The following is a 19,838-nucleotide window of genomic DNA, read 5'->3' on the forward strand; positions in this document are numbered from 1 at the left end:
CAATTGCCGCGTCTCAAGTGGCCGGACACCGGCGGGCCACCGGCCGGCGCATCGGCGCGACCGGTGGCCCGCCCGGCCGAGGCGTCAGCCCTCCGGGGTCACGTACGCGGCCGTGATGCCACCGTCGACCCGGAACTCGGTGCCGTTGACGTACGAAGCGGCGTCGCTGGCCAGGAACGCCGCCGCCTCGGCGATCTCGTGCGGCCGGGCGAACCGGCCGGGCGGCACGTGCACCAGCCGCCGCTCCTTCTGCTCCGGCGAGAACAACGTCGCCAGCAGCGGTGTCTCCACCGGACCCGGTGAGATGGCGTTGACCCGGATGCCGCGCCGGGCGAACTCGACCGCGATCTCCCGGGACAGGGACAGGACCGCGCCCTTCGACGCCGTGTACGCGATCTGCGAGACGGCCGAACCCATCGACGCGACCAGTGACGCGGTGTTGACGACCGCGCCGCCGCCGGCGGTGAGCAGGTGCGGGATGCCGTGCTTGCAGCACAGGAAGACGCTGAGCAGGTTGGCCCGCAGCACGTGTTCGAAGACGTCGACGGACGTGTCGAGCACCGAACCGTCGTCCGGCACAGCGATGCCGGCGTTGTTGAAAAGCACGTCGACCCGGCCGAACTCGGCGGCGACCCGCCGGTAGACGCCGGCCACCTGCGCCTCGTCGGTCAGGTCGGCGGTGAGGAAGAGGTCGGCGTCGGCGTCGCCGTGAATGTCGACGCCGACGACCGTCGCCCCCTCGCGCCGGAAGACGGCCAGCGCCTCCCGACCGATCGCACCGGCGGCACCGGTGATGACGGCGACCTTGTCGCTCAGGTACTGCATGGTCAGGCTTCCGTTCTGAGATAGACGTTCTTGGTCTCGGTGTAGGCGTCGAGGGCGTACGGTCCGAGTTCGCGGCCGAGCCCGGACTGCTTGAAGCCGCCGAACGGGGTGGTGATCCGTACCGACGTGTAGGAGTTGACCGCGAGGGCGCCGGCCTCGATCCCCCGGGCGACCCGCAGCGCCCGCCCCAGGTCGGCGGTCCAGACGGAGCCGGCGAGGCCGTACACGGTCGCGTTCGCGCGCCGCACCACCTCGTCCTCGCCGGTGAACTCGTGCACCGAGATCACCGGACCGAAGATCTCCTCGCGCGCCACCGGGTGCTCGTCGGCGACCGGGTGCAGCACGGTGGGGGCGTACCAGTGGCCGGGACCGTCCGGCGCGGTGCCCCGGAACAGGACCGGGGAGTCGGCGACGAGGGCGGCCACCCGGTCCCGCTGCCGGGCCGAGACGAGCGGACCCATCCGCGTACCCTCCGCGAGCGGATCACCGACCGTGATGCCGGCGACTACCGCCGCCAACCGGTCGAGGAACTGCCGGCGGACCGACGCGTGCACGAAGACCCGCGAGCGGGCGCAGCAGTCCTGGCCGGCGTTGCCGAAAGCACCGCCGACGAGCCCCGTCGTCGCGGCGTCGAGGTCGGCGTCCGGAAAGATGATCGCGGCCGACTTTCCGCCGAGTTCGAGGGTGACCCGCTTGATCCCGGTGGCGGCGCGGGCGGCGATGTCCCGACCGACCTTCGTGGAACCGGTGAAGGCGATCTTGCCGATCCCAGGGTGTTCCACGAGCGCCCGGCCGAGCGTCGGTCCCGGACCGTTGACGACCGTGAGCAGATGGTCGGGCAGCCCGGCCGTCCGGGCGATCCGTTCCAGCTCGATCGCGGTCAGCGGGGTGAGTTCGGCGGGTTTCAACACCACCGCGTTGCCGGCGGCCAGCGCCGGAGCGACCTTCCAGCTCGCGATGCTGAGCGGGAAGTTCCACGGCGTGACGAGCCCGACGACGCCGATCGGTTCCCGGAAGGTGACGTCGATCCCGCCGGCGACCGGGATGGTGTCGCCGAGCAGCCGCTCGGGCGCGGCCGAGTAGTAGCGGAAGGTGGCGACCACGCCCGCGACCGCGTCCCGGGCGTCAGCGATGGGCATGCCGACGTTGCGGCTCTCCAGCCGGGCCAGTTCCTCCCGCTCCCGCTCGATCCCGTCGGCGATCGCGCGCAGCACGTGCGCGCGGTATGCCGGATCGGCGGCGGCCCATGACCACTGCGCCGCCGCGGCGTCCGCCACGATCGCGTCGAGCGCGGCCGGGTCCGTCGGCTCGACGGCGGTGAAGACCTCACCGGTGGCGGGTTCGACGAGTTCGATCATCGGTGGTTCGCTTTCTGTCCGGCCGGGGCGACGGCTCCGGCGGTGGAGGCCGCGGCGGTGTGGGCTCCCGCGGTGCGGGAGCCGGCCGCGGCGGTGACGAGGTCGGCGAAGGTGTGGGCCAGGCTGGCCGCCTCGGGATGCCACTGCACGCCGAGGGCGTAGCGGTTCGCCGGCCATTCGAGTGCCTCCGGCAACTCGTCCGGCAACGACCACGCCGTGACGGCCGCGCCGCCACCGGTCCGGGCGATTCCCTGATGGTGGTGCGAGTTGACCAGTTGGGCACCGGGGCCGGTGATCGCTTCGGCGAGGCTGCCCGGCGTCGTGTGGACCGGGTGCATCGACGGTCCGTCGAGCCGGCCCGGTGCCGCGCGGTGCTCGGCGAAACCCTCGTCGGCGAGATGCTGGTGCAGGGTGCCGCCGCTGGCGACGTTGAGGATCTGAAGTCCCCGGCAGATGCCGAGCACCGGCAGGTCCGCGGCGAGCGCCGCCGTCGCCAGCGCGATCTCGAACCGGTCGCGCGCCGGATACGTCGCCTCGGTCCGGGACGTACGCGGCGCGCCGTACGCGGTCGGGTCGATGTCGGCGCCGCCGATGAGCAGGAGCCCGTCGACCCGCCCGAGCACCAGTCCCGGGTCGTCGGCGACCCGGGGGTCCGGGATCAGCCCGACCGGCACCCCGCCGGCCGCCTGGACCTTCTCGACGTACGTCTCGGCGACGATCGCGGCCCGCTGGTCCCAGAACGACCAGGCGGCCCGCTCGTACGCGGCGCAGATGCCGATGACGGGTGCGCTCACAGCCGCTCGTACCCCCGGAACCGTTCCCAGTCGGTGACCGCCCGGGAGAAGTCGGCGAGTTCCACCTCGGCGGCGCGCACGTAGTGGGCGACCACCTCCGCCCCGAACGCCTCGGCGGCGACGCCGCTCGACCGGAACAGTCCGATCGCCGTACCGAGGTCGGCCGGCAGCCGCTCGTGGTCGGCGAGGTACGCGTTCGACGTCTCCGCGGCGGGCAGCGGCAGGTCGTGGTCGACCCCGTGCAGCCCGGCCGCGACGACCGCGGCGACGAGCAGGTACGGGTTCACGTCGGCACCCGCGACCCGGTTCTCGAAGCGTCGGCCCGCTCCGCTGCCGAGCACGCGTACGGCGCAGGTGCGGTTGTCCTCGCCCCAGGCGATCGCGGTCGGCGCGAACGAGCCGACCGCGTACCGCTTGTAGGAGTTGACGTTCGGCGCGAAGGCGAGGGTCAGCTCCCGCTGGGCGGCGAGCTGACCGGCGACGAACCGGTCGAGCAGATCGGGCCGCGCCTCGAACACCGACCGCCCGGCGGCGTCGACGAGCGAGAAGTGCAGGTGGCAGGAGTTGCCCTCGCGCTCGTTCCACTTCGCCATGAACGTCGCCGACAGCCCCTCGGCCCGGGCGATCTCCTTCACCGCGTGCTTGTAGAACGCGTGCGTGTCGGCGGCGGCCAGCGCCTCGTCGTACCGCAGGTTGATCTCGTGCTGGCCGAGGTTGGCCTCACCTTTCACCGTCTCCACGGCGACCCCCGAGGCGGCCAGCGCACCGACCACCCGGTCGAGGAACGGGTCGAGTTCGGCGCTGCCGAGCAGCGAGTAGTCGACGTTGTAGCGGTTGCCGGGGGTCAGGTCGCGGTAGCCGCGCCGCCACGCCTCGTCGTACGACTCCCGGTGCACGATGAACTCCAGCTCGGTCGCCACCCGGGCCGTCCAGCCCCGGGCGGCGAGCCGGTCGAGCTGGCGCCGGAGCACCTCGCGCGGCGACGGCGCGACCGCCGTACCGTCACGGTGGACGGCGTCGGCGAAGCAGACGACGGTGCCGCCCCGCCAGCCGGCGGGCCGGATCGTCGCCGGGTCGGGGACCAGGGCGAAGTCCCCGTACCCCCGTTCCCAGCCGCTCAGCGCGAAGCCGGTCTGCGGCTCCATCTCGACGTTCACGGCGAGCAGGTAGTCGCACGCGGACGAGCCGTGGGCCAGCACCTCGTCGACGAAGTAGCGGCCCGCGCAGCGCTTGCCCTGGAGGCGGCCCTGCACGTCGACGAAGGCGAGCAGCACGGTGTGCACCTCGCCGGCGTCGACCCGGCGCCGGAGTTCGTCGGCCGCGATCGTTCCGGTCGCGCTCATCCGTCGCCTATCCCGCGATCGCCGGGTGCCGGTCGGCCCACGGCCGGGCCTGCTCCAGCACACTGCCGAGCCGGATCAGCAGGTCCTCCCGGCCGTACGCGGCCACGAACTGCACCCCGACCGGCAGCCCGTCGGCCGACCAGTGCAGCGGCAGCGACATCGCCGGCTGCCCGGTCGCGTTGAACGGCGACGTGAAGCTGACGTACTCGCCGGACCGCATGAACCCGGCCAGCGGCTGGCCGGGTACCGGCCGCAGCTCGCCGAGCTTCGCCGGGGGCTTCGGCAGGGTCGGGGTGAGCAGCAGGTCGTAGCCGGGCTTGCGCCCGCCGTCGGTGCCGTCCTCGTCGTGGTTCCACCAGGCGGCCACCCGCCGGCACCAGGCGTGCAGCGCGTACAGCCCGTCGAGATAGGCGACGGCGGGGACGTCCTTGCCGTACATGCCGAGCGCCCAGTTGTCCTGGTCGAGGTCGGCGGGGGTGAGTTCGCGGCCGATCGCCCTGCCCCAGCGCACGATGTCGAGGTACTGGAACACCGGCATCAGCACCTGCGCCTCCGGTGCCGGCGCGTCGAGCGCGGCCGGCCGGGCGACCTCCACGATGTGGCCCAACTCCTCCAGCAGCGCGGCCGTCGACCGGACCGCCGCCACCACCTCCGGGTCGAGGGCGACGGTCGGATGGTCGACCTGGATGCCGATCCTCAGCCGGCCGACGGGCGCGCCGACCTCCTGCGTGTAGGGCCGCCTCGGCGTCGGCGCCGTGTACGGGTCACCGGGCGCCATCCCACCGACCGCGTCGAGGATGCCGGCGATGTCGCGTACCGAGCGGGTGATGGCCGACTCGTGGGTCAGGCCGGCCCACGCCTCGCCCAGCTCCGGGCCGAGGGACACCCGGGCCCGGGTCGGCTTCAGCCCGACGAGACCGTTCGCGCTGGACGGGATCCGTACCGAACCGCCGCCGTCGTTGGCGTGTGCCGCCGGCACCATCCCGGTCGCCACCGCGACCGCCGACCCGCCGCTGGAGCCGCCGGACGAGCGGCTCAGGTCCCACGGGTTGCGGGTCGGGCCGTACGAGTCGGGCTCCGTCGTCGTCCACGCGCCGATCTCCGGCGTGTTCGTACGGCCGACGAGCACGAAGCCGGCCGCCCGCAGCTTCGACACCATCCAGGTGTCGGCCGACGCCCGCCAGTCCAGGTCCTTCAGGAACCGGGTGCCGTAGTGGTAGGGGTCGCCCTCGCTCTGCTGGAACAGGTCCTTGACGGCGAAGGGCACCCCGCCGAACGGGCCGGCCGGCGTGCCCGCGGCGACCGCCCGCGCCTTCTCGAAGCTGGTGTGGATGAACGCGTTGACCTCGGGGTTCAGCTTCTCGATCCGCGCGATCGAATGCTCGACGAGCTCACTCGCGCTGATCTCACCGGAGCGGACCAGTTCGGCCTGCCCGGTCGCGTCGAGCCAGGTGATCTCTTCCATGACGTCCTTTCGGTGGGGCCGGCACCGTCGGCGTGCCGCGTTTTCGCAGCCTCGCCCCCGCCGACCGGCACGACAACGGACGGCCGGCGGATCGGCAGGACTGCCTAGGCAGTGCCGCCGGCGCCGGCAGCCGTCCTCCTAGGCTGGGCCGATGACCGGTACGCCCCACCCGCGACCGGTGCTGCGCAGCCGGCTGGAGGCCGCCGCCTGGCAGCACCGGGCCACCCTCGTGCGCGCACCGGCCGGCTGGGGCAAGACGTTCGGGCTCGACGCCTGGACCGCCTCGTCGCCACGGCGCGACCGGATCGCCCGCGCCGAACTCGACCCGCAGTGCGCCGACCCGGTCGTGTTCTGGACCCGGGTGGCCGGGGCCCTGGCCCGGGTCGACGACCGCTTCGCCGCCCTGCCCCCGCCACCGGCCGGCGTGAACGACCGCCGGGGGTGGATCGCCGAACTCCTCGCCACCGGACGGGGCGCGCCGGCCGACCTCGTGCTGGCCGTCGACAGCTTCGAACGGGCCGACACGGCGATCGTCGGCGACGAACTCGGCCAGTTCCTGCACGGCCGCTCCCGGATCCGGCTCCTTCTCGCCGGCCGTACCCGCCCCCGCCTCGCCCTCGCCCGGCTGCGGACGTCCGGTGCGCTGGCCGAGATCGGCACCGAAGACCTCGGATTCACCGCCGACGAGGCCCGGTCACTCGTCGACGACCCACCCGGCCCCGCATACGAGGACGCGATCCGCCGGGCGGAAGGCTGGCCCGTCGCCCTGCGGATCGCCGCCGACCACCCGCACGAACGGCTCCGTGGCGATCACCACCACCTGTACGACTACGTCGTCGAGGAGGTCCTCGACCCGCTGCCGTCCGACCTGCGCCGCTTCCTGCTCGACACCGCCGTGCTCGACTGGCTGAGCGGCCCGCTCTGCGACGCCGTCACCGGTGACACGGACGGCGGCGGACAGCTCGCCCGGCTCGACCGCGAGGGCCTCTTCGTCGTACCGCTCGACCGACGGCGGGTGTGGTTCCGCTACCACCCGCTGTTCCGCGAGGCACTGCACCGGGCCGCGACCCTCGAGGGCGTCGACGCCGTACGCGGCCACCGCCGTGCCGCCCGGTGGTTCGTCGACCACGGCATGCCGGACCGCGCCGTCGCGCACCTGCTCACGGCCGGCGACGAGGCCGACGCCGGCGAGCTGATCGCCGCCACGTACTGGCGCATGCTCGACGTCGGCCACACCGCGACCGTGCTCGGCTGGATCGACCGGCTGCCAGCGGAGCACCTGCACGCCGACGCCCGGCTCCTGCTCGCGCACGCGTCGGCGAGCCTCTTCGCCGGCCGTACCGGTGACGTACACCTCGCTCTCGCCCGCGCCGAGGCGGCGCCGGCCCGACCGGGTGCGCTGCCCGACGGCCTGCCGTCGGTCGACGCCGGCATCGCGCTCGGCCGCGCCACCCTCAACGCCCTGCTCGGCAACGTCGGCGAGGCGATGCGGTGGGCGCAGCGGGCCCGGTCGATGCACGGGCCGCAGCACTTCACCCAGCGGGCGAACTGCGACATCATCCTCGCCGGCACGGCCTACTACGCCGGGACCGCGGACGACGTCGAGTTCCGGCTGGTCGAGATCGTGGAGTCGGCCACCCCGATGCGCAACACCGTCGCCGAGATCGCCGGCCGGGCGATGCTGGCCCGGGTCCGCGCCGAACGTGGCGACCTCGCGGCGGCCCGGGAGCAGCTCGTCCGGGCCGACACCCTTCTCGGATCCCGCTACGCCGCCGCACCGTTCGCGGCCCGCGTACTCGCCCTCTGCCGCGCCGCGGTCGACCACCGTGGCGGTGCCGCCGACGCCGCGGTCGCGGGCTACACCGAGGCCCGTGACCTCTCGATCGCCGCCGCGGACCGGATCACCGCCCCCGACGCCGTCCTCGGCCTCGCCGAACTGGCGCTCGACGCCGGCCGCGCCGACGACGCCCGCCGCCGGCTGGACGAGGCCGCGCTCCTCCTCGCCGGGTGCGACGACCCCGGCCACCGCCTGCGGGCCCGCCAGGCGGCGCTGGAAGCCCGCCGCGCGGACGGCGTCGCCGCCGACCCCACGGCCGGCGGGCTGCTCACCGTACGCCAGGGGACGATCCTCCGGGCGGTCGCGCGTGGCCTCTCCGACGCGGCCATCGCGCGGGAGCTGGGGGTGAGCCCGCGCACCGTGCACGCACACCTCCGGGCGATCAACGCCCGGCTGAACGTCCACTCGCGGTCCGACGCCGTACGCGCCTACCGCGCGGCCGGCGGCCCCGCCTGAGCCGGCGCTACCCTGCGGTGGTGGATGACGGCGACGGCGGACAGGTGGTGGCGTCCCTCACCGGACGGCTCCATCAACTGTCCTTCGTGGACATTACGGCCGACCGGGTGACGGCGCGGGTCATCGAGGCGGTGGCCGACTGGGCGGCCGGCCAGGGCTGGCGGGTCTACCGGCGGGCGCGCAGCGTACTGCCGCTGCCGGCACCGATGTCCGGACAGTTCTCGATCATCGACGTGGCGTGCGCCCGGCCGGACGCACCACCGGTGGTGGTCGAGGTGGACCGCACCGATCGGGCCCGTACGGCCGAGAAGTTGGTGGCCGAGGCGGCTGCCGGCCGGGTCGCGATCTGGGTGCGGTGGGGCACCGGACCGTTCGGCGCACCGCCACCCGCGGTGCACCTGGTGACCTGCGCGGTGACGCACCGAAACGGGTCGGCGGGGCAGGGACGGCTCTACACCCGCCGGCCGGACACCGACCGACCGCCGCCGGCACACTCGAGCGGCCCCGGCACCGCCGACGTGGTCGAACTGCCGATCCCGCTCGACGACCCCGGAACATCCTGAGCCGCCGGTCCGGTATCCGGCCTCACGACGTCTCACCGTCCAGGTAGACCCACTGTCCGTCCTCGCGGACGAAGCGGCTGTGCTCGTGCAGCGTGCCCGGACGCCCCGACTCCCGGTAGTGGGCGCGGAACTCCACCCCACCGGTCGTGTCGAACAGGCCACCCCGGTCGGTGGCCAGGACCTCCAGCCTGGTCCACCGTTGTCCGGGGTCGAGCGTCAGCCGGGCCGGCCGGGTGGTCGGGTGCCAGGTCCGGAGCAGGTAGGCGGTGTCGCCGACGGCGAAGGCGCTGAACCGCGACCGCATCAACTGCTCGGCCGTCGCGGCGGCCGTATCTCCCCGGTGCAGCCGGCCGCAGCAGTCGCCGTACGCCTGCCCGGAGCCGCACGGACAGGTCAGGGTCGGCTCGTAGCCCGCCGCCCGGCGGGTCCCCCGTTTCGCCACCGGGCCATTGTTCCGTGCCCGCCCGCACGCCGCACCCGCGGCCGCAGATGCGGCCGGCGAGGAGGCCGCCGCGCCGTGCCGTGCCGTGCCGCGCCGTGCCGTGCCGTGCCGCGCCGTGCCGCGCCGTGCCGTGCGCCGTGCCGTGCGCCGTGCCGTGCGCCGTGCCGTGCGCCGTGCGCCGGGTGCCGCGCGCCGGGTGCCGCGCCGAGTCGGGGTGTGGCGCCGTGCTGTACCGGGTGCCGTGCCGGCGTCGCGCCGCGCCGGGTGCCGCGCCGATCAAGGGGAAAGCGTCCCCAACCTGCCCGGTTTGCCGCTGATATCCCCTTGGTCAACGCATTGCATGCCCCGCTGCGGGCGCTACCAGCGGGGTGCGCCGGATGATCGCGTTGATCGAGGAGAAAGTGTGGCGGTTCATGCCTGTTTTGCGGCAAGTATCACCTTGATCGGCGCGGAGAGTGGGCGTGGGCGTGGGCGGGGGCGCTCGGGCGGGGGCGCGCGCTCGGGCGGGGGCGCGCGGGCGTGGGCGTGGGGCGGGGCGGTGGGCTACGCACGCCGCCCCGGGAGCGGCGGCCCCTCCAGGGGGTCAGCCGGCGCGGCGTAGCCGTCCGAGCATGCCGTTGAGGTCCTGTACGAACAGTTCGTGGCGGAAGTAGTGCCCACCGGGAACTTCGCGCCACTCGTGCGGGATCCCGGCCCGGCCGAGTGCGGCGCGGAACTCCCGCTGACCGGCCAGCACCTGGTTCTCGTTGATCGTGTCGAACCAGTTGACCGGGTCGGGCGAGGTGCCGGCGGCGAGGAAGATCCGCTTGTTGTGGTAGCTGCCGATGCGCTGCACGGGGTTGTCGGCGTTGACCCGTGCCTCGTCCCAGAACGGGGCGCCGTAGACGGTGCCGCCGCCGAGATCCATCGCGGCCGACGTGATGTTGGCCCAGTGCACCACCAGGCCGAGGTCGCGGCGCAGGCTGGCGGGGCCGGAGTGGGAACTCACCGAGCAGAAGTGGCCGTAGTACTTCGCCGCGTACTTGAGGGCGCCGAACCCGCCCATCGAGAAGCCGGCGACGGCGCGACCGTTGTATTCGGCGAAGGTGCGGAAGTTCGAGTCGATCCAGGGCACCAGTTGCGCGATGTGGAAGGTCTCCCAGTTGCGGGGGCCCGTGTTGGAGTTGACCGGGTTGGAGTACCAGCCGGTCGAGGCGTCCGGCATGACGACGATGATCTCCCGGCCGGCGGTCAGGTTGACGATGTTGTCCTGCATATGGAAGGTGCGGAAGTCCGCGTTCCCACCGTGCAGCAGGTAGAGCACGGGGTACCGCTTGCCGCTGGTGTGGTAGCCGTCGGGCAGCAGGACGTTTACCGCCGGATCCCACGCGATCGCGTCGGTGGCGAAGCGGTAGTACTGCAGGCGGCCGCCGTTTTCGTTGCGGTCGACGATGTGCAGTCCGTGCCCGTTGCCGGCGGCGCTCGCCGGCGCGGGCGCGGTGAAGGCTCCGGCGAACGCTCCGGCGGTGGCGACCCCGGCGGCGCCGGTCAGGAGTCGTCGGCGGCTGACGGGGTGCTGGACAGGGCCTTTTCGGTCCATGGGATCTCCTGTGGTGGGGCCGCGGTGATTCGTCGGCGTCGATGGCGCTGCGGTCCGCCCAGGCTATGGGAGAAAGTTGCCCTTGAATACCCGTAGATTGAAACATTCCTTCGCATCAGCGGAACGTGGTTGCGAGGGCCGGGGCTGGTGGGCCATCATGGCGCCATGATCGCTACCTACCGGAAGGGCGTGACCGCCCTCGCGCGGTGACCGCCCTCGCGCGGCACCAGGCCGCTCGCGATGTCATCCCCGCCACGACGCCCGATTCGGCCGTCGAACACTGGCACGCCGCCGTGGAGATCCGGCGGGAATGGCTGGATCAGGACTCTCGACCGCACCGGCCGACCGGGCCGGCACCGAGGACCGGCTGGCCGCCGTCTACGCCCGGCATTCCCGACCCCGACCCCGCTTCCGCTGGGTCGAGTCACCCCGCCAGGCGCTCCCGCTCCTGGCCGGCCTGCCTACCCATGACGTCCTGATGGGTGATGTCCCGGCGCCCGCCGGGTACACCCCCGCTGGCCAGCGACATCGCCGCCGGGCTGTCCCGGCTGCGCGGCGCGCTGGACGACGGGGTCTCCCATCCCGACCTCGATCCGCCCCGATCCGCCCGCAAGGGCAAACCCTGGCCGGTGCTGCCGCCGGTCGAAGCCCTCGACGCCGGCGTTCCGCTGCGGGAGGTGTTGCGGCAGGGGGTGCGAGACGCCCTACGGACCAGTCTCGCCAACGGGTTCTACCTGCCCGTACGCGGCGCGCTCGCCACGTACGGGCGGCTGCCGGTCGCCTGGTACGGCCAGCAGGAGGCGCACTGGATCGGCTACTACGACATGCTCCACCGGCTCGGGTTCGCCCGGTACGGGTCGGCCGACGCCGACCACCTCGACGACTGGGCGGTGCTGGCCCGCTCCTGCGGCTGGTGGTGGCCGGGGGAGGACGTCTGCGTCGTCGTCGAACGGCCGGCTGTGATCGCTACCGAACCCGTCCCCGGGAGTTGGCACGGTCAGGTCCGGCTCCGGCAGGGCGGTGCCGGCCCGGTCGAGTACCGCGACGGCTGGCGGCCACCGCTGAACCGCTAGCGCGGCCGACGATGCCTGACCGGGCATGAACGGGGTGGCCGGATCGGCCGGCCACCCCGACGTCCGAAGCGGACAGATGCTGGACGGTCAGTCCGTCTCGGCGTAGTACGAGTGCACCGCGGGCTGTCCGGTGTAGTTGGGCCCGGCGCGGTCGTCCGCCCCGAGGAACGCGTAGGGAAGGCGGACGTCGCCCGGGCCGGTGCGGCTGATCCGGTGCCGGCGGGCATCGTACGAGAAGCCGGCGGCGCGGAGCCGGGCGGTGAGCCGCCGTCCGGCCGGTCGCCCGTCCGGGAGCCGGATGCTGTGCAGGTCCAGGTCGGCGACGAGTCGGCCGGTGTCGGTGAGCCAGCTCGCCGCGCGGGTCAGCACGGCGAGCTTGTCGCCGACGTAGTGCAGGCCGTGTACGCAGGTGATCAGGTCGAACGCCCGGGCCGGGGTCCAGGTGGTGACCGACGCGCAGACCAGTTGTGGCGCGTACGGGGTTGCCGGGACGGGGTCGAAGGCGTCGACCAGGTCGACCCCGACGAGGCTGGTTTCCGCCGGCCGCGGGTGGGCGGCGGCCTGGATCAGTGCCCGGCCGGTGCCGCAGCACAGGTCCAGCCAGGCCGCGCCCGCGGGCCGGGTGGTGAGGACGTCGACCGGATCGAAGCCCAACTCCCGGGCGTAGCTGTTGACACCCGCCAGTTGCCGCTCACGGTTCATCGCACAGTTGGCCACGACGGCGGACCCTTCCAGCTCGTCGTCGCCGAGCAGGCGGACGGGATCGCGCTGGTCGACCATCGCGACATCGTCCCGACCGGCTGGACCGTCCTCAGTGGACGACAATGACCGCGCCGGTGGCGTTGTCGTTGCCGCCCGCCCGCAGCGAATCGGCGAGCAGGGTGCCGACGGCGTCCCGGTCCCGCGTCAGCGCCTCGGCGATCCGCCCGTACGGCACCTGCTCGGCCAGCCCGTCTGTGCAGAGCAGATAGACGTCGCCCGGACGCAGGGTCACGTTGAGTACGTCGGGTTCGGGCTGGTCGGGGTGGCCGACGTACCGCATCAGCCGGTACCGGTCGGCGTGGGCCCGCGCCGAGTCGAACGGATACCAGCCGTTGACCGCGCCGAGCCAGGCCGCGGTGTGGTCGACGGTGAGCAGTTCGAGCTGCCCGTCCCGTAGCCGGTAGGCCCGCGAGTCGCCGATCTGCACCAGCCAGGCGTCGTGGTCGTCACCGACGAACGCGGTCAGCGTGCAGCCGGTCAGCTCGCCCAGCCGGCGGCCGGCATCGGCCAGTCGGCGCTGGGCTTGCGCGACGGCGGCGCGCAGCGCCCGTGGGCCGGGCCCGGCCGTCTCGACGAAGACGTCGACGGCGGTCCGGCCGGCGACCCGGCTCCCCTCGCCGGCGCCCATGCCGTCGGCGACGACGACCAGCGGACGGGCGTCGTCGAGGTGCAGGATGTCGAAGTTGGCCGGGTAGCGGTTGCCGACCACGGTGCCGGCGGTCAGCGTCAGGCGCCGACCGGCGGCCGTCAGTTCGGCGCGTCGGATCTCGATCTCTTCGATGGCGCCGAGTCTAGAACGGCCGGCGTTTACCGCGACCGGTGCCGGGAAGCCAACCTACGGACCGTCGGGAGGGCGGCTGCCCGCCCTCGCGGCCGAGCTAAGGGGGTCGAGATGGCTGACCGTGAGAACCTTCATGACCTGCGCAAGCGTGCCCATCAGGCAGGCATCGAGGGCAACTCGAAGATGAGCGAGCAACAGTTGCGCAACGCCATGAAGCGGGTCGACAAGGGCGCCGACCCGATGATGGCCAAGCAGAGCGCGAAGAAGTAGCACGTCCGGTCCGGCCGGGACGGGGAACACTCTCCGTCCCGGCCGCCGTGCGTGCCGGTGCGGATTCCGGTCAGGTCGCGCCGCGTCCCCGTCGGGGAGCGCCGAGCAGCCCGCCGGTCAGTTGTTCGGACAGCCAGTCCCGGAAGTCGTTCTCCGACCAGCCGCATTGGGTCACCAGGGCGTCGTAGTGGGCCGGATCGTTGAAGTGCCAGACGACGTCGATCGCCCGCTCGACGTCGGACCCGTACCGCAGCGGGCCGAGCCCCCGGACCCGTTCGACCACCATCGCCGCCCCCCGGCGCCGGTTCCGCAGCAGCGTCTCCCACACCTGCGCGACCTCTTCGTTGTCGTCGGCCGCCCGCCGTACGGTCTCGAAGATCCGGGCGGCCCGCCCGCCGATCAGGGTGCACACCCCCGCGTAGCCGTCGAGCACGCCGGCCTGTGTGTCGGCCTCCCAGACCGGGCGGAACCACGGGCGCTGGGCGACCGGCACGGGTTCGTCGTCTCCGGCGAGCGCCTCGTCGAGCACCTGGCGCAGCAGCGCGGGCTTCGAGCCGAAGGCGGCGAAGACGGTGGGCCGGGCGACGCCGGCCCGGGCGGCGACGTCGGCCAGCGAGGTCGCCCCGTAGCCCCCCGAGACGAAGAGGTCGGCGGCGGCGGCGACCACGGCCTGCCGGGTGCGACGGGCGCTCTCCTCGCGGACCGCCGACCGGTATGCGCGTTTCGGCTTCGCGTCGCTGCTCTCGTCCATGTCGTTGACATGCTAGCAGTCTATTCATCATACTCGCGTCTATCGAGCAATACCGCGTCTATCCAAAGGAGGGTCGGGCATGTCCGTCCGGCCGTACGTGCTGAAGGCCGACGAGGGCGAGGCGTACTGGTTCCTCGGCAACCTCGTCACCGTCAAGGCCGCCGGGGCACAGACCCGCGGCCGGCTCACCGTCGCGGAGTTCGTCAATCCGCCGGGCTTCGCGCCCCCGCTGCACCGGCACCAGACCGAGGACGAACTGTTCTACGTGATCTCCGGCACCGCCGAGTTCCGCTGCGCGGGCGAGGTGCTGCCCGCCGGCCCCGGAGACCTCGTGCTCCTGCCGGTCGGCCTGCCGCACACGTTCCTGGTCGGGCCGGACGAACCACTGCGGACCCTGCAGATCACCACCCCGTCCGGCTTCGAGGGCTTCGCCGCCGAGGCCGGCGAAGCCGCGCCCGAGCGGCGACTGCCGGACCCCGGCCCCATCGACCCGGCCGCCCTCGGCCACGCCGCCGCCCGGCACGGCATCGAACTGCTCGGGCCGCCACCCACCCACTGACCAGCGCCGGCCGCTACGCGTCACCGTCCAGGGGAACGGTGACCGTGGTGCCGGGGGCCAGTCGCAGCCGCCGCCCCCGTACCGTCACCGGGATCGGCGGCTCGTCACCAGGCGGGCTGGTCATCCGCACCTCCCGGTGGTCGACGGTCAGGTCCATCAGCCGGCCCCGGTACCGGATCGTGCAGCGGAGGTGGTCCAACCCCTCGGGCAGCAGCGGATCGAGCCGGAGCACGCCGTCGCGGATCTCTAGCCCGGTGTAGCACCGCTGGAGGATGTCCAACGTCCCCGCCGTGGCGCCGAGATGGATCCCCTCCCGGGCCGTACCGTCGTGCAGGTCCCCGAGATCCGTGCCCAGGGCCGCCAACAGCATGTCCCACGACCGCCGCCGGTCGGTCCGGGCCAGCACCCAGGCGTGCGCGACCCGGCTCAACGTGGACCCGTGCGTCGTACGGGTCAGGTAGTGGTCGACGGTGGCGGGAATGCGCGCCCGGTCGAGGTCGTAGCCGAGCCGGCCGACCAGACCGGCCAGCTCGTCCGCGCCCAACAGGTAGAGCAGCATGAGCACGTCGGCCTGCTTGGACACCCGGTACCGGTTGGTGCTGTCGCCCTCGGCCTGCATGAGCCACGCCAACGGGCGCAGGTCGCCGTACCGCCGCCGGTAGTGCTCCCAGTCCAGCTCCGGCAGATCGGCGTAGCCCTCGAACTGGGCCAGGATCCCGTCGTCGAGGAACGACAACCGCAGCCGGCGCCCGATGTGGGCCCAGTGCTCCAGCTCCGGGCGTCCGACGGCCGGCCGGAGCCACGGCCTCGCCCCCGGGTGCCGTTCGAGCAGCCCGTACGCCTCACACGCGCGGGCCAGCGTCCAGGCGACCATCACGTTGACGTACGCGCAGTTGTCGAGCCCCTCGCTCGGCCGGTTCGGATAGCCATCGTGGTATTCGTCGGGACCCATGACCCCGCGGATGTCGAACCGGTCGTCGGCCGGGTCGTACGTCGCCGCGCCGGCCCAGAACCGGGCCGTCTCCACCAGCAGGTCGATTCCGGTCGTGGCGAGGAACGGCAGGTCGGCGGTGGTCTCCCAGTATTGCCAGGCGGAGTGGGCGACGGCCAGGTTGACGTGGTGTTGGAGGTTCGTGTGGTCGGGCACCCACCTGCCGGTCACCGGGTTGCGGGACCGGGCCGGGCTCTCGTCCCGCCCGCTGCTGGCGCTCTGCCACGGAAACAGCGCACCGGCCATGCCCAACTCGGCCGCCTGGCGGCGGGCCCAGCCCAACCGCCGGTGCCGGTACTCGAGCATGGCCCGGGTCAGCTCCGGCAGCCGCAGGTTGAGGAACGGGTAGACGAAGAGTTCGTCCCAGAAGATGTGGCCGTGGTAACCCTCCCCGTGCAGGCCGCGCGCCGGCACCCCGACGTCGAGGTCGACCGTGTGCGGCGACAGTGTCTGCACCAGGTGGAAGGTCTGCACCCGGACCGGAAGCTGCCAGGCGTGGTCCTCGCCGACGTCGATCCGCAACCGTTCCCACAGCCCGGCCCACACCGCCGCGTGGTCGGTCGCCAGGACCTCGAACGGGCCGGCGTCGCCGAGTTCGGTGCGGGCGGCGACCAGCGGCTCGTACACCGCCCGGTCCCGGGACGAGAAGACGGCGACCGTCTTGTCCACCGCCACCGGCTCACCCGCCGTCAGGTCGAGCGCGAACACCTGGCCGATCTCCGCCGGCCCGCCGACCGTACGGTGCGCGGGCTGCCGCCGCGACCCGACCGAAACCCGGGTCCGGGCGGCCAGCGCCACCCGCAGATGCGAGTCACCGGTCTCGGCCACCATCCACAGCGATTCCGGGCCGTCGGTGCCGCACCCGACCCGGTCGAGGTGCCGGCCGCAGGTGCCGAGCTCCTCGGGCGCGTTGGCGTTCACCACGCCGCCGTCGAGCCCCGACCGTACCTCCAGCCGCCCCGACCAGTTCTCCGCGACGATCGTCGTGTGCAGCGCGGCCAGATGCGACGCAGCCATGGAGACCAGGCGGCGCTGCCGCAGCCGGGTCCGCCGCCGCTGCCGGTCGGCGACCACCAACTCCCGGCGGTACACGCCGGTACGCAGGTCGAGCGCCTGATGTTCGTGCAGCCGGTGCCCCCGCCCCGGGGCGTACCATTCACCGCTGGCCGGCCGGAACGTCAACGGCAGCCAGTTGGGCAGGTTGACGATGCTCTCGGCCGCATCCCGGCCGGTGCCCGGGAGCCGGTTGTGGAAGCCGGCCAGATAGGTACCCGGATAGTGCACCCCGTCGGCCGACGCCTCCGGCGCCGCGCCACGGCTGGCGAGATAGCCGTTGCCGACCGTGAGCAGCGCCTCCCGGGTGCCCTCCCCGTCCGGGTCGCCGTCGACGTACGTCAACACCCAGCCGGCGGGCAGGCCGCTCGTGCACAGCTCGCAGCCGGGGTCGACGGGTCCGGTCCCGGCCACCAGGCACCTCCTCAGCGCAGTGCCGGTTCCCGGCCACGCGGACCGCAAACCTGCGCCGCCGCGGACCGGCTCAGGCTCACGGATCCGGCCAACGGGAGGCCGGCGGCCACGTAGGGTCGGATCCGGAACCACTCCCCGGTGGACGCCCGTACGCGAGGACCGCCATGTCCCGGACCCACCGACCGTCACCGGCGCTCGTGTTCAGCCTGACCACCTCGGCCGGCCTGTTCGCCGCACTCAGCGCCTGGTTCCGCGGTCGGCCGGTCAGCCACTGGGAGCGGGACCTGTTCGGGCTCCTCAACCACCTGCCGACCGGTGTCACACCGGTGCTGGTGGTGATCATGCAGGCCGGCTCGTACGTGGCGGTGTTCGTGGCGGCGCTCGTCGCGGTCGCGGTGCGCCGGATCGCCCTCGCCCGCGACCTGCTGATCGCCGGCAATCTCGCGTACTGGCTCGCCGTCGCCGGCAAGCTGGCGGTGGCCCGGGAACGGCCGGCGGCCCTGCTGGCCGACGTACGGATCCACGACACCGTCACCGGCGCGCTCGGCTACCCGTCCGGGCACGTCGCGGTCGCGTCCGCGCTCGGCCTCGTGGTCGCCCGCGCCGTGGCCCGGCACCGGCGGGGCTACGTCTGGGCGGCCATCGCCGTGGTCGCGGTCGCCCGCGTGCACGTCGGCGCACACCTGCCCGCCGACGCGCTCGGCGGGTTCCTGGTCGGCTGGCTCGCCGTCTGCCTCACCCGGCTCATGGTCGGTGAGATCGGCCCGGAGCGGTCGGCGGACCGCATCAGACGGGCGCTGCGGGAACAGGGCGTCGACGTCGCCCGGCTGGCGCCGATCACCGGCGACGCCCGCGGCTCCCGTCCCTGGAAGGCCACCACCGGCGACGGCGAGCGCCTGTTCGTCAAGGTCACCGGTGGCGAACAGCGGGACGCGGACTGGCTCTACAAGCTCTACCGGCGGGTCCGGTACCGCAACATCGCCGACGAGCCGCCGTACCTCACCGCGAGACAGAAGAACGAGCACGAGGCCCTGATGTCGCTGCTCGCCGAACGGGCCGGGGTGCGTACCCCCGGGGTCGTCACCACCGCGACCGGCCCGGACGGCGACGCCGTCCTGATCCAGCCGTACGTCGACGGCCGGTCCCTCGACGCGGCCGGTACGCCGCCGTCGCCCGCCGTCCTCGCCGACGCCTGCCGCCAGGTCGCCCTGCTGCACCGCGCCGGACTCGCGCACCGGGACCTGCGTGCCGCCAACATCCTGCGCGACGATTCCCGGGTCCACCTCGTCGATCTCAGCTTCGGCGCCGGCAACGCCTCCGCCGACCAGCGGGCCCGGGACCTCGTCGAGCTGCTGGTGACCCTGGCCGGCCTGGCCGGGGCGGCACCAGCGGTCACCGCCGCCGTCGAACACATCGGGGCCGAGCCGGTGGCGGACAGCCTGCCCTACCTGCAACGGCCGTTGCTCTCCCACGCCGGTCGCAAGATCCTCGACAGCCACCCCAACCTGCTGACCGAACTCCACGACCGGATCGTCGAGCGGTGTCCGGGCCACGACGACCGGCCGGCTCCGGTCGTCCGGGTCACCCGGCGCAGTGTCTTCCTGCTCGTCATGCTCGGTCTGCTCGTCCACTTCCTGCTGCCGCAGATCGGGCAGGTGCGCGCCGCCCTGCACCTGATGCTGCACGCCAACCCGCTCGCCGTCGCGGCCACCCTGCTGGGCTCGGCCGGCACCTACCTGCTGAGTGCCCTGGCACTCCGCCTCGCCGCCGGTGGCCGGATCCCGCTCGGCCAGGCCGTCCTCACCCAGGTCGCCGCCTCCTTCGCCAACCGGCTCGCCCCCGGCAGCGTCGGTGGTGCCGCGCTGAGCCTGCGATATCTGAACCGGAAGGGGATACCGGCGGCGGAGGCGGCCACGGTCGTCGCCGTCGTCCGGGTGGCCGGCGTCGTCTCCGTCGCCGTCCTGTTGCCGGTGCTGCTGCCCTTCGCCCGGGAGCCGACCCGCGACCTCGTGCACGCCGCCGCGACCAAGGGGCTGCCGATCCTGCTGGCCGTTCTCGCCATCCTGCTCGCGGCCGCCGCCGCGGCGGCCGTACCGCGGCTACGGACCCGGGGCCGCACCGCCGTGCACCAGGTGGTCGCGGCCCTGCGCGCCCTCACCGAGAGGCGCCGGCTGGTACGGCTGACCGCGGTGTCCCTCGGCCTGACCGTCCTGTACGGCGCGTGCCTCTATCTCGCCCTGCTCGCGGTCGGTCTGCCCGTCGATCTGGCGGTCGTACCGGCCGTCGTGCTGGTGTCCGTCGTCGGCGAGGGGGTGGCGTCGGCGGCGCCCACCCCGGGCGGACTCGGTGCCACCGAGGCGGCCCTCGTCTCCGGCCTGCTGCTCTACGGCATCGCACCGGACACCGCGGTCGCCGGGGTGCTGATCTACCGGCTGGCGACGTTCTGGCTGCCGGCCCTGCCGGGCTACGTCGCGCTGCGGATGCTCCTCCACCGGCAACTGCTGTAGCCGGGCCGGGCACCG

At 73.5% G+C, this 19,838-nt stretch carries 17 protein-coding genes; 6 read left to right on the forward strand and 11 right to left on the reverse strand.

Translation table 11 applies throughout. From position 1 onward, the window contains the following. Nucleotides 1-84 precede the first annotated feature (84 nt). The 5 genes from Prubr_RS13755 to Prubr_RS13775 are packed head-to-tail and all read right to left on the reverse strand — an operon-like array spanning nt 85 to nt 5,785. The gene (locus Prubr_RS13755; RefSeq protein ID WP_212825490.1) at nt 85-825 is read right to left on the reverse strand and encodes an SDR family oxidoreductase; all 741 of its coding nucleotides are present in this window, start codon (nt 823-825) and stop codon (nt 85-87) included. Between the two features lie 2 nt (nt 826-827). After that, entirely contained in the window at nt 828-2,183 is a 1,356-nt protein-coding gene (locus Prubr_RS13760; protein ID WP_212825492.1) for an aldehyde dehydrogenase family protein, read from the reverse strand. Continuing rightward, nucleotides 2,180-2,977, reverse strand: coding sequence for a gamma-glutamyl-gamma-aminobutyrate hydrolase family protein (locus Prubr_RS13765; RefSeq protein ID WP_212825494.1), 798 nt, complete (start codon nt 2,975-2,977; stop codon nt 2,180-2,182). The genes Prubr_RS13760 and Prubr_RS13765 overlap by 4 nt, the downstream gene beginning before the upstream one ends. Continuing rightward, nucleotides 2,974-4,320, reverse strand: coding sequence for a glutamine synthetase family protein (locus tag Prubr_RS13770; RefSeq protein ID WP_212825496.1), 1,347 nt, complete (start codon nt 4,318-4,320; stop codon nt 2,974-2,976). The genes Prubr_RS13765 and Prubr_RS13770 overlap by 4 nt, the downstream gene beginning before the upstream one ends. 7 nt (nt 4,321-4,327) lie before the next feature. Next, complete coding sequence (locus Prubr_RS13775) at nt 4,328-5,785, reverse strand: amidase (RefSeq protein WP_212825498.1); 1,458 nt, start codon at nt 5,783-5,785, stop codon at nt 4,328-4,330. 151 nt (nt 5,786-5,936) lie between these two features. Between Prubr_RS13775 and Prubr_RS13780 the strand changes: the two genes are divergently transcribed. Beyond that, on the forward strand, nt 5,937-8,078 hold the full coding sequence (locus Prubr_RS13780) for a helix-turn-helix transcriptional regulator (protein WP_212825500.1): 2,142 nt from the start codon (nt 5,937-5,939) through the stop codon (nt 8,076-8,078). Between the two features lie 20 nt (nt 8,079-8,098). Then, nucleotides 8,099-8,641 carry a hypothetical protein gene (locus Prubr_RS13785; RefSeq protein WP_246568659.1) on the forward strand — a complete coding sequence of 181 codons (543 nt, stop codon included), beginning with the start codon at nt 8,099-8,101 and terminating at the stop codon, nt 8,639-8,641. Nucleotides 8,642-8,663: 22 nt separating this feature from the next. Here Prubr_RS13785 and Prubr_RS13790 read toward each other — a convergent pair whose 3' ends face one another. Both Prubr_RS13790 and Prubr_RS13795 read right to left on the reverse strand, forming a co-directional pair. Beyond that, the gene (locus Prubr_RS13790) at nt 8,664-9,083 is read right to left on the reverse strand and encodes a YchJ family protein (protein WP_212825502.1); all 420 of its coding nucleotides are present in this window, start codon (nt 9,081-9,083) and stop codon (nt 8,664-8,666) included. Between the two features lie 583 nt (nt 9,084-9,666). Continuing rightward, nucleotides 9,667-10,662, reverse strand: coding sequence for an alpha/beta hydrolase (locus Prubr_RS13795; protein ID WP_212825504.1), 996 nt, complete (start codon nt 10,660-10,662; stop codon nt 9,667-9,669). A 485-nt stretch (nt 10,663-11,147) separates the two neighbouring features. On the opposite strand from Prubr_RS13795, the gene Prubr_RS13800 reads away from it, so the two are divergent. Further along, nucleotides 11,148-11,735: a DUF6745 domain-containing protein gene (locus tag Prubr_RS13800; protein WP_246568661.1), complete on the forward strand. Its 588-nt coding sequence runs from the start codon at nt 11,148-11,150 to the stop codon at nt 11,733-11,735. A gap of 87 nt (nt 11,736-11,822) precedes the next feature. Here the strand turns inward: Prubr_RS13800 and Prubr_RS13805 are convergent, their stop codons facing one another. Together Prubr_RS13805 and Prubr_RS13810 are read right to left on the reverse strand one after the other, a co-directional pair. Continuing rightward, nucleotides 11,823-12,515, reverse strand: a complete 693-nt coding sequence (locus Prubr_RS13805) for a class I SAM-dependent methyltransferase (protein WP_212825506.1) — start codon at nt 12,513-12,515, stop codon at nt 11,823-11,825. A 31-nt stretch (nt 12,516-12,546) separates the two neighbouring features. Continuing rightward, complete coding sequence (locus tag Prubr_RS13810) at nt 12,547-13,206, reverse strand: PP2C family protein-serine/threonine phosphatase (protein WP_246568663.1); 660 nt, start codon at nt 13,204-13,206, stop codon at nt 12,547-12,549. A 183-nt stretch (nt 13,207-13,389) separates the two neighbouring features. On the opposite strand from Prubr_RS13810, the gene Prubr_RS13815 reads away from it, so the two are divergent. Next, the gene (locus Prubr_RS13815; RefSeq protein ID WP_212825508.1) at nt 13,390-13,548 is read left to right on the forward strand and encodes a hypothetical protein; all 159 of its coding nucleotides are present in this window, start codon (nt 13,390-13,392) and stop codon (nt 13,546-13,548) included. A gap of 70 nt (nt 13,549-13,618) precedes the next feature. Here Prubr_RS13815 and Prubr_RS13820 read toward each other — a convergent pair whose 3' ends face one another. Next, nucleotides 13,619-14,299 (reverse strand): TetR/AcrR family transcriptional regulator, encoded by a 681-nt coding sequence (locus tag Prubr_RS13820; RefSeq protein WP_212825510.1) that lies wholly within the window; start codon nt 14,297-14,299, stop codon nt 13,619-13,621. Nucleotides 14,300-14,378: 79 nt separating this feature from the next. Here Prubr_RS13820 and Prubr_RS13825 point away from each other — a divergent pair, with 79 nt between their 5' ends. Then, nucleotides 14,379-14,858 carry a cupin domain-containing protein gene (locus tag Prubr_RS13825; RefSeq protein WP_212825512.1) on the forward strand — a complete coding sequence of 160 codons (480 nt, stop codon included), beginning with the start codon at nt 14,379-14,381 and terminating at the stop codon, nt 14,856-14,858. Nucleotides 14,859-14,871: 13 nt separating this feature from the next. Here Prubr_RS13825 and Prubr_RS13830 read toward each other — a convergent pair whose 3' ends face one another. Further along, complete coding sequence (locus tag Prubr_RS13830; RefSeq protein ID WP_246568665.1) at nt 14,872-17,316, reverse strand: glycoside hydrolase family 65 protein; 2,445 nt, start codon at nt 17,314-17,316, stop codon at nt 14,872-14,874. 164 nt (nt 17,317-17,480) lie between these two features. Between Prubr_RS13830 and Prubr_RS13835 the strand changes: the two genes are divergently transcribed. Beyond that, nucleotides 17,481-19,823: a flippase-like domain-containing protein gene (locus tag Prubr_RS13835; RefSeq protein ID WP_212825514.1), complete on the forward strand. Its 2,343-nt coding sequence runs from the start codon at nt 17,481-17,483 to the stop codon at nt 19,821-19,823. Nucleotides 19,824-19,838: the final 15 nt, after the last annotated feature.

The sequence above is a fragment of the Polymorphospora rubra genome (assembly GCF_018324255.1).
Classification (GTDB): domain Bacteria; phylum Actinomycetota; class Actinomycetes; order Mycobacteriales; family Micromonosporaceae; genus Polymorphospora; species Polymorphospora rubra.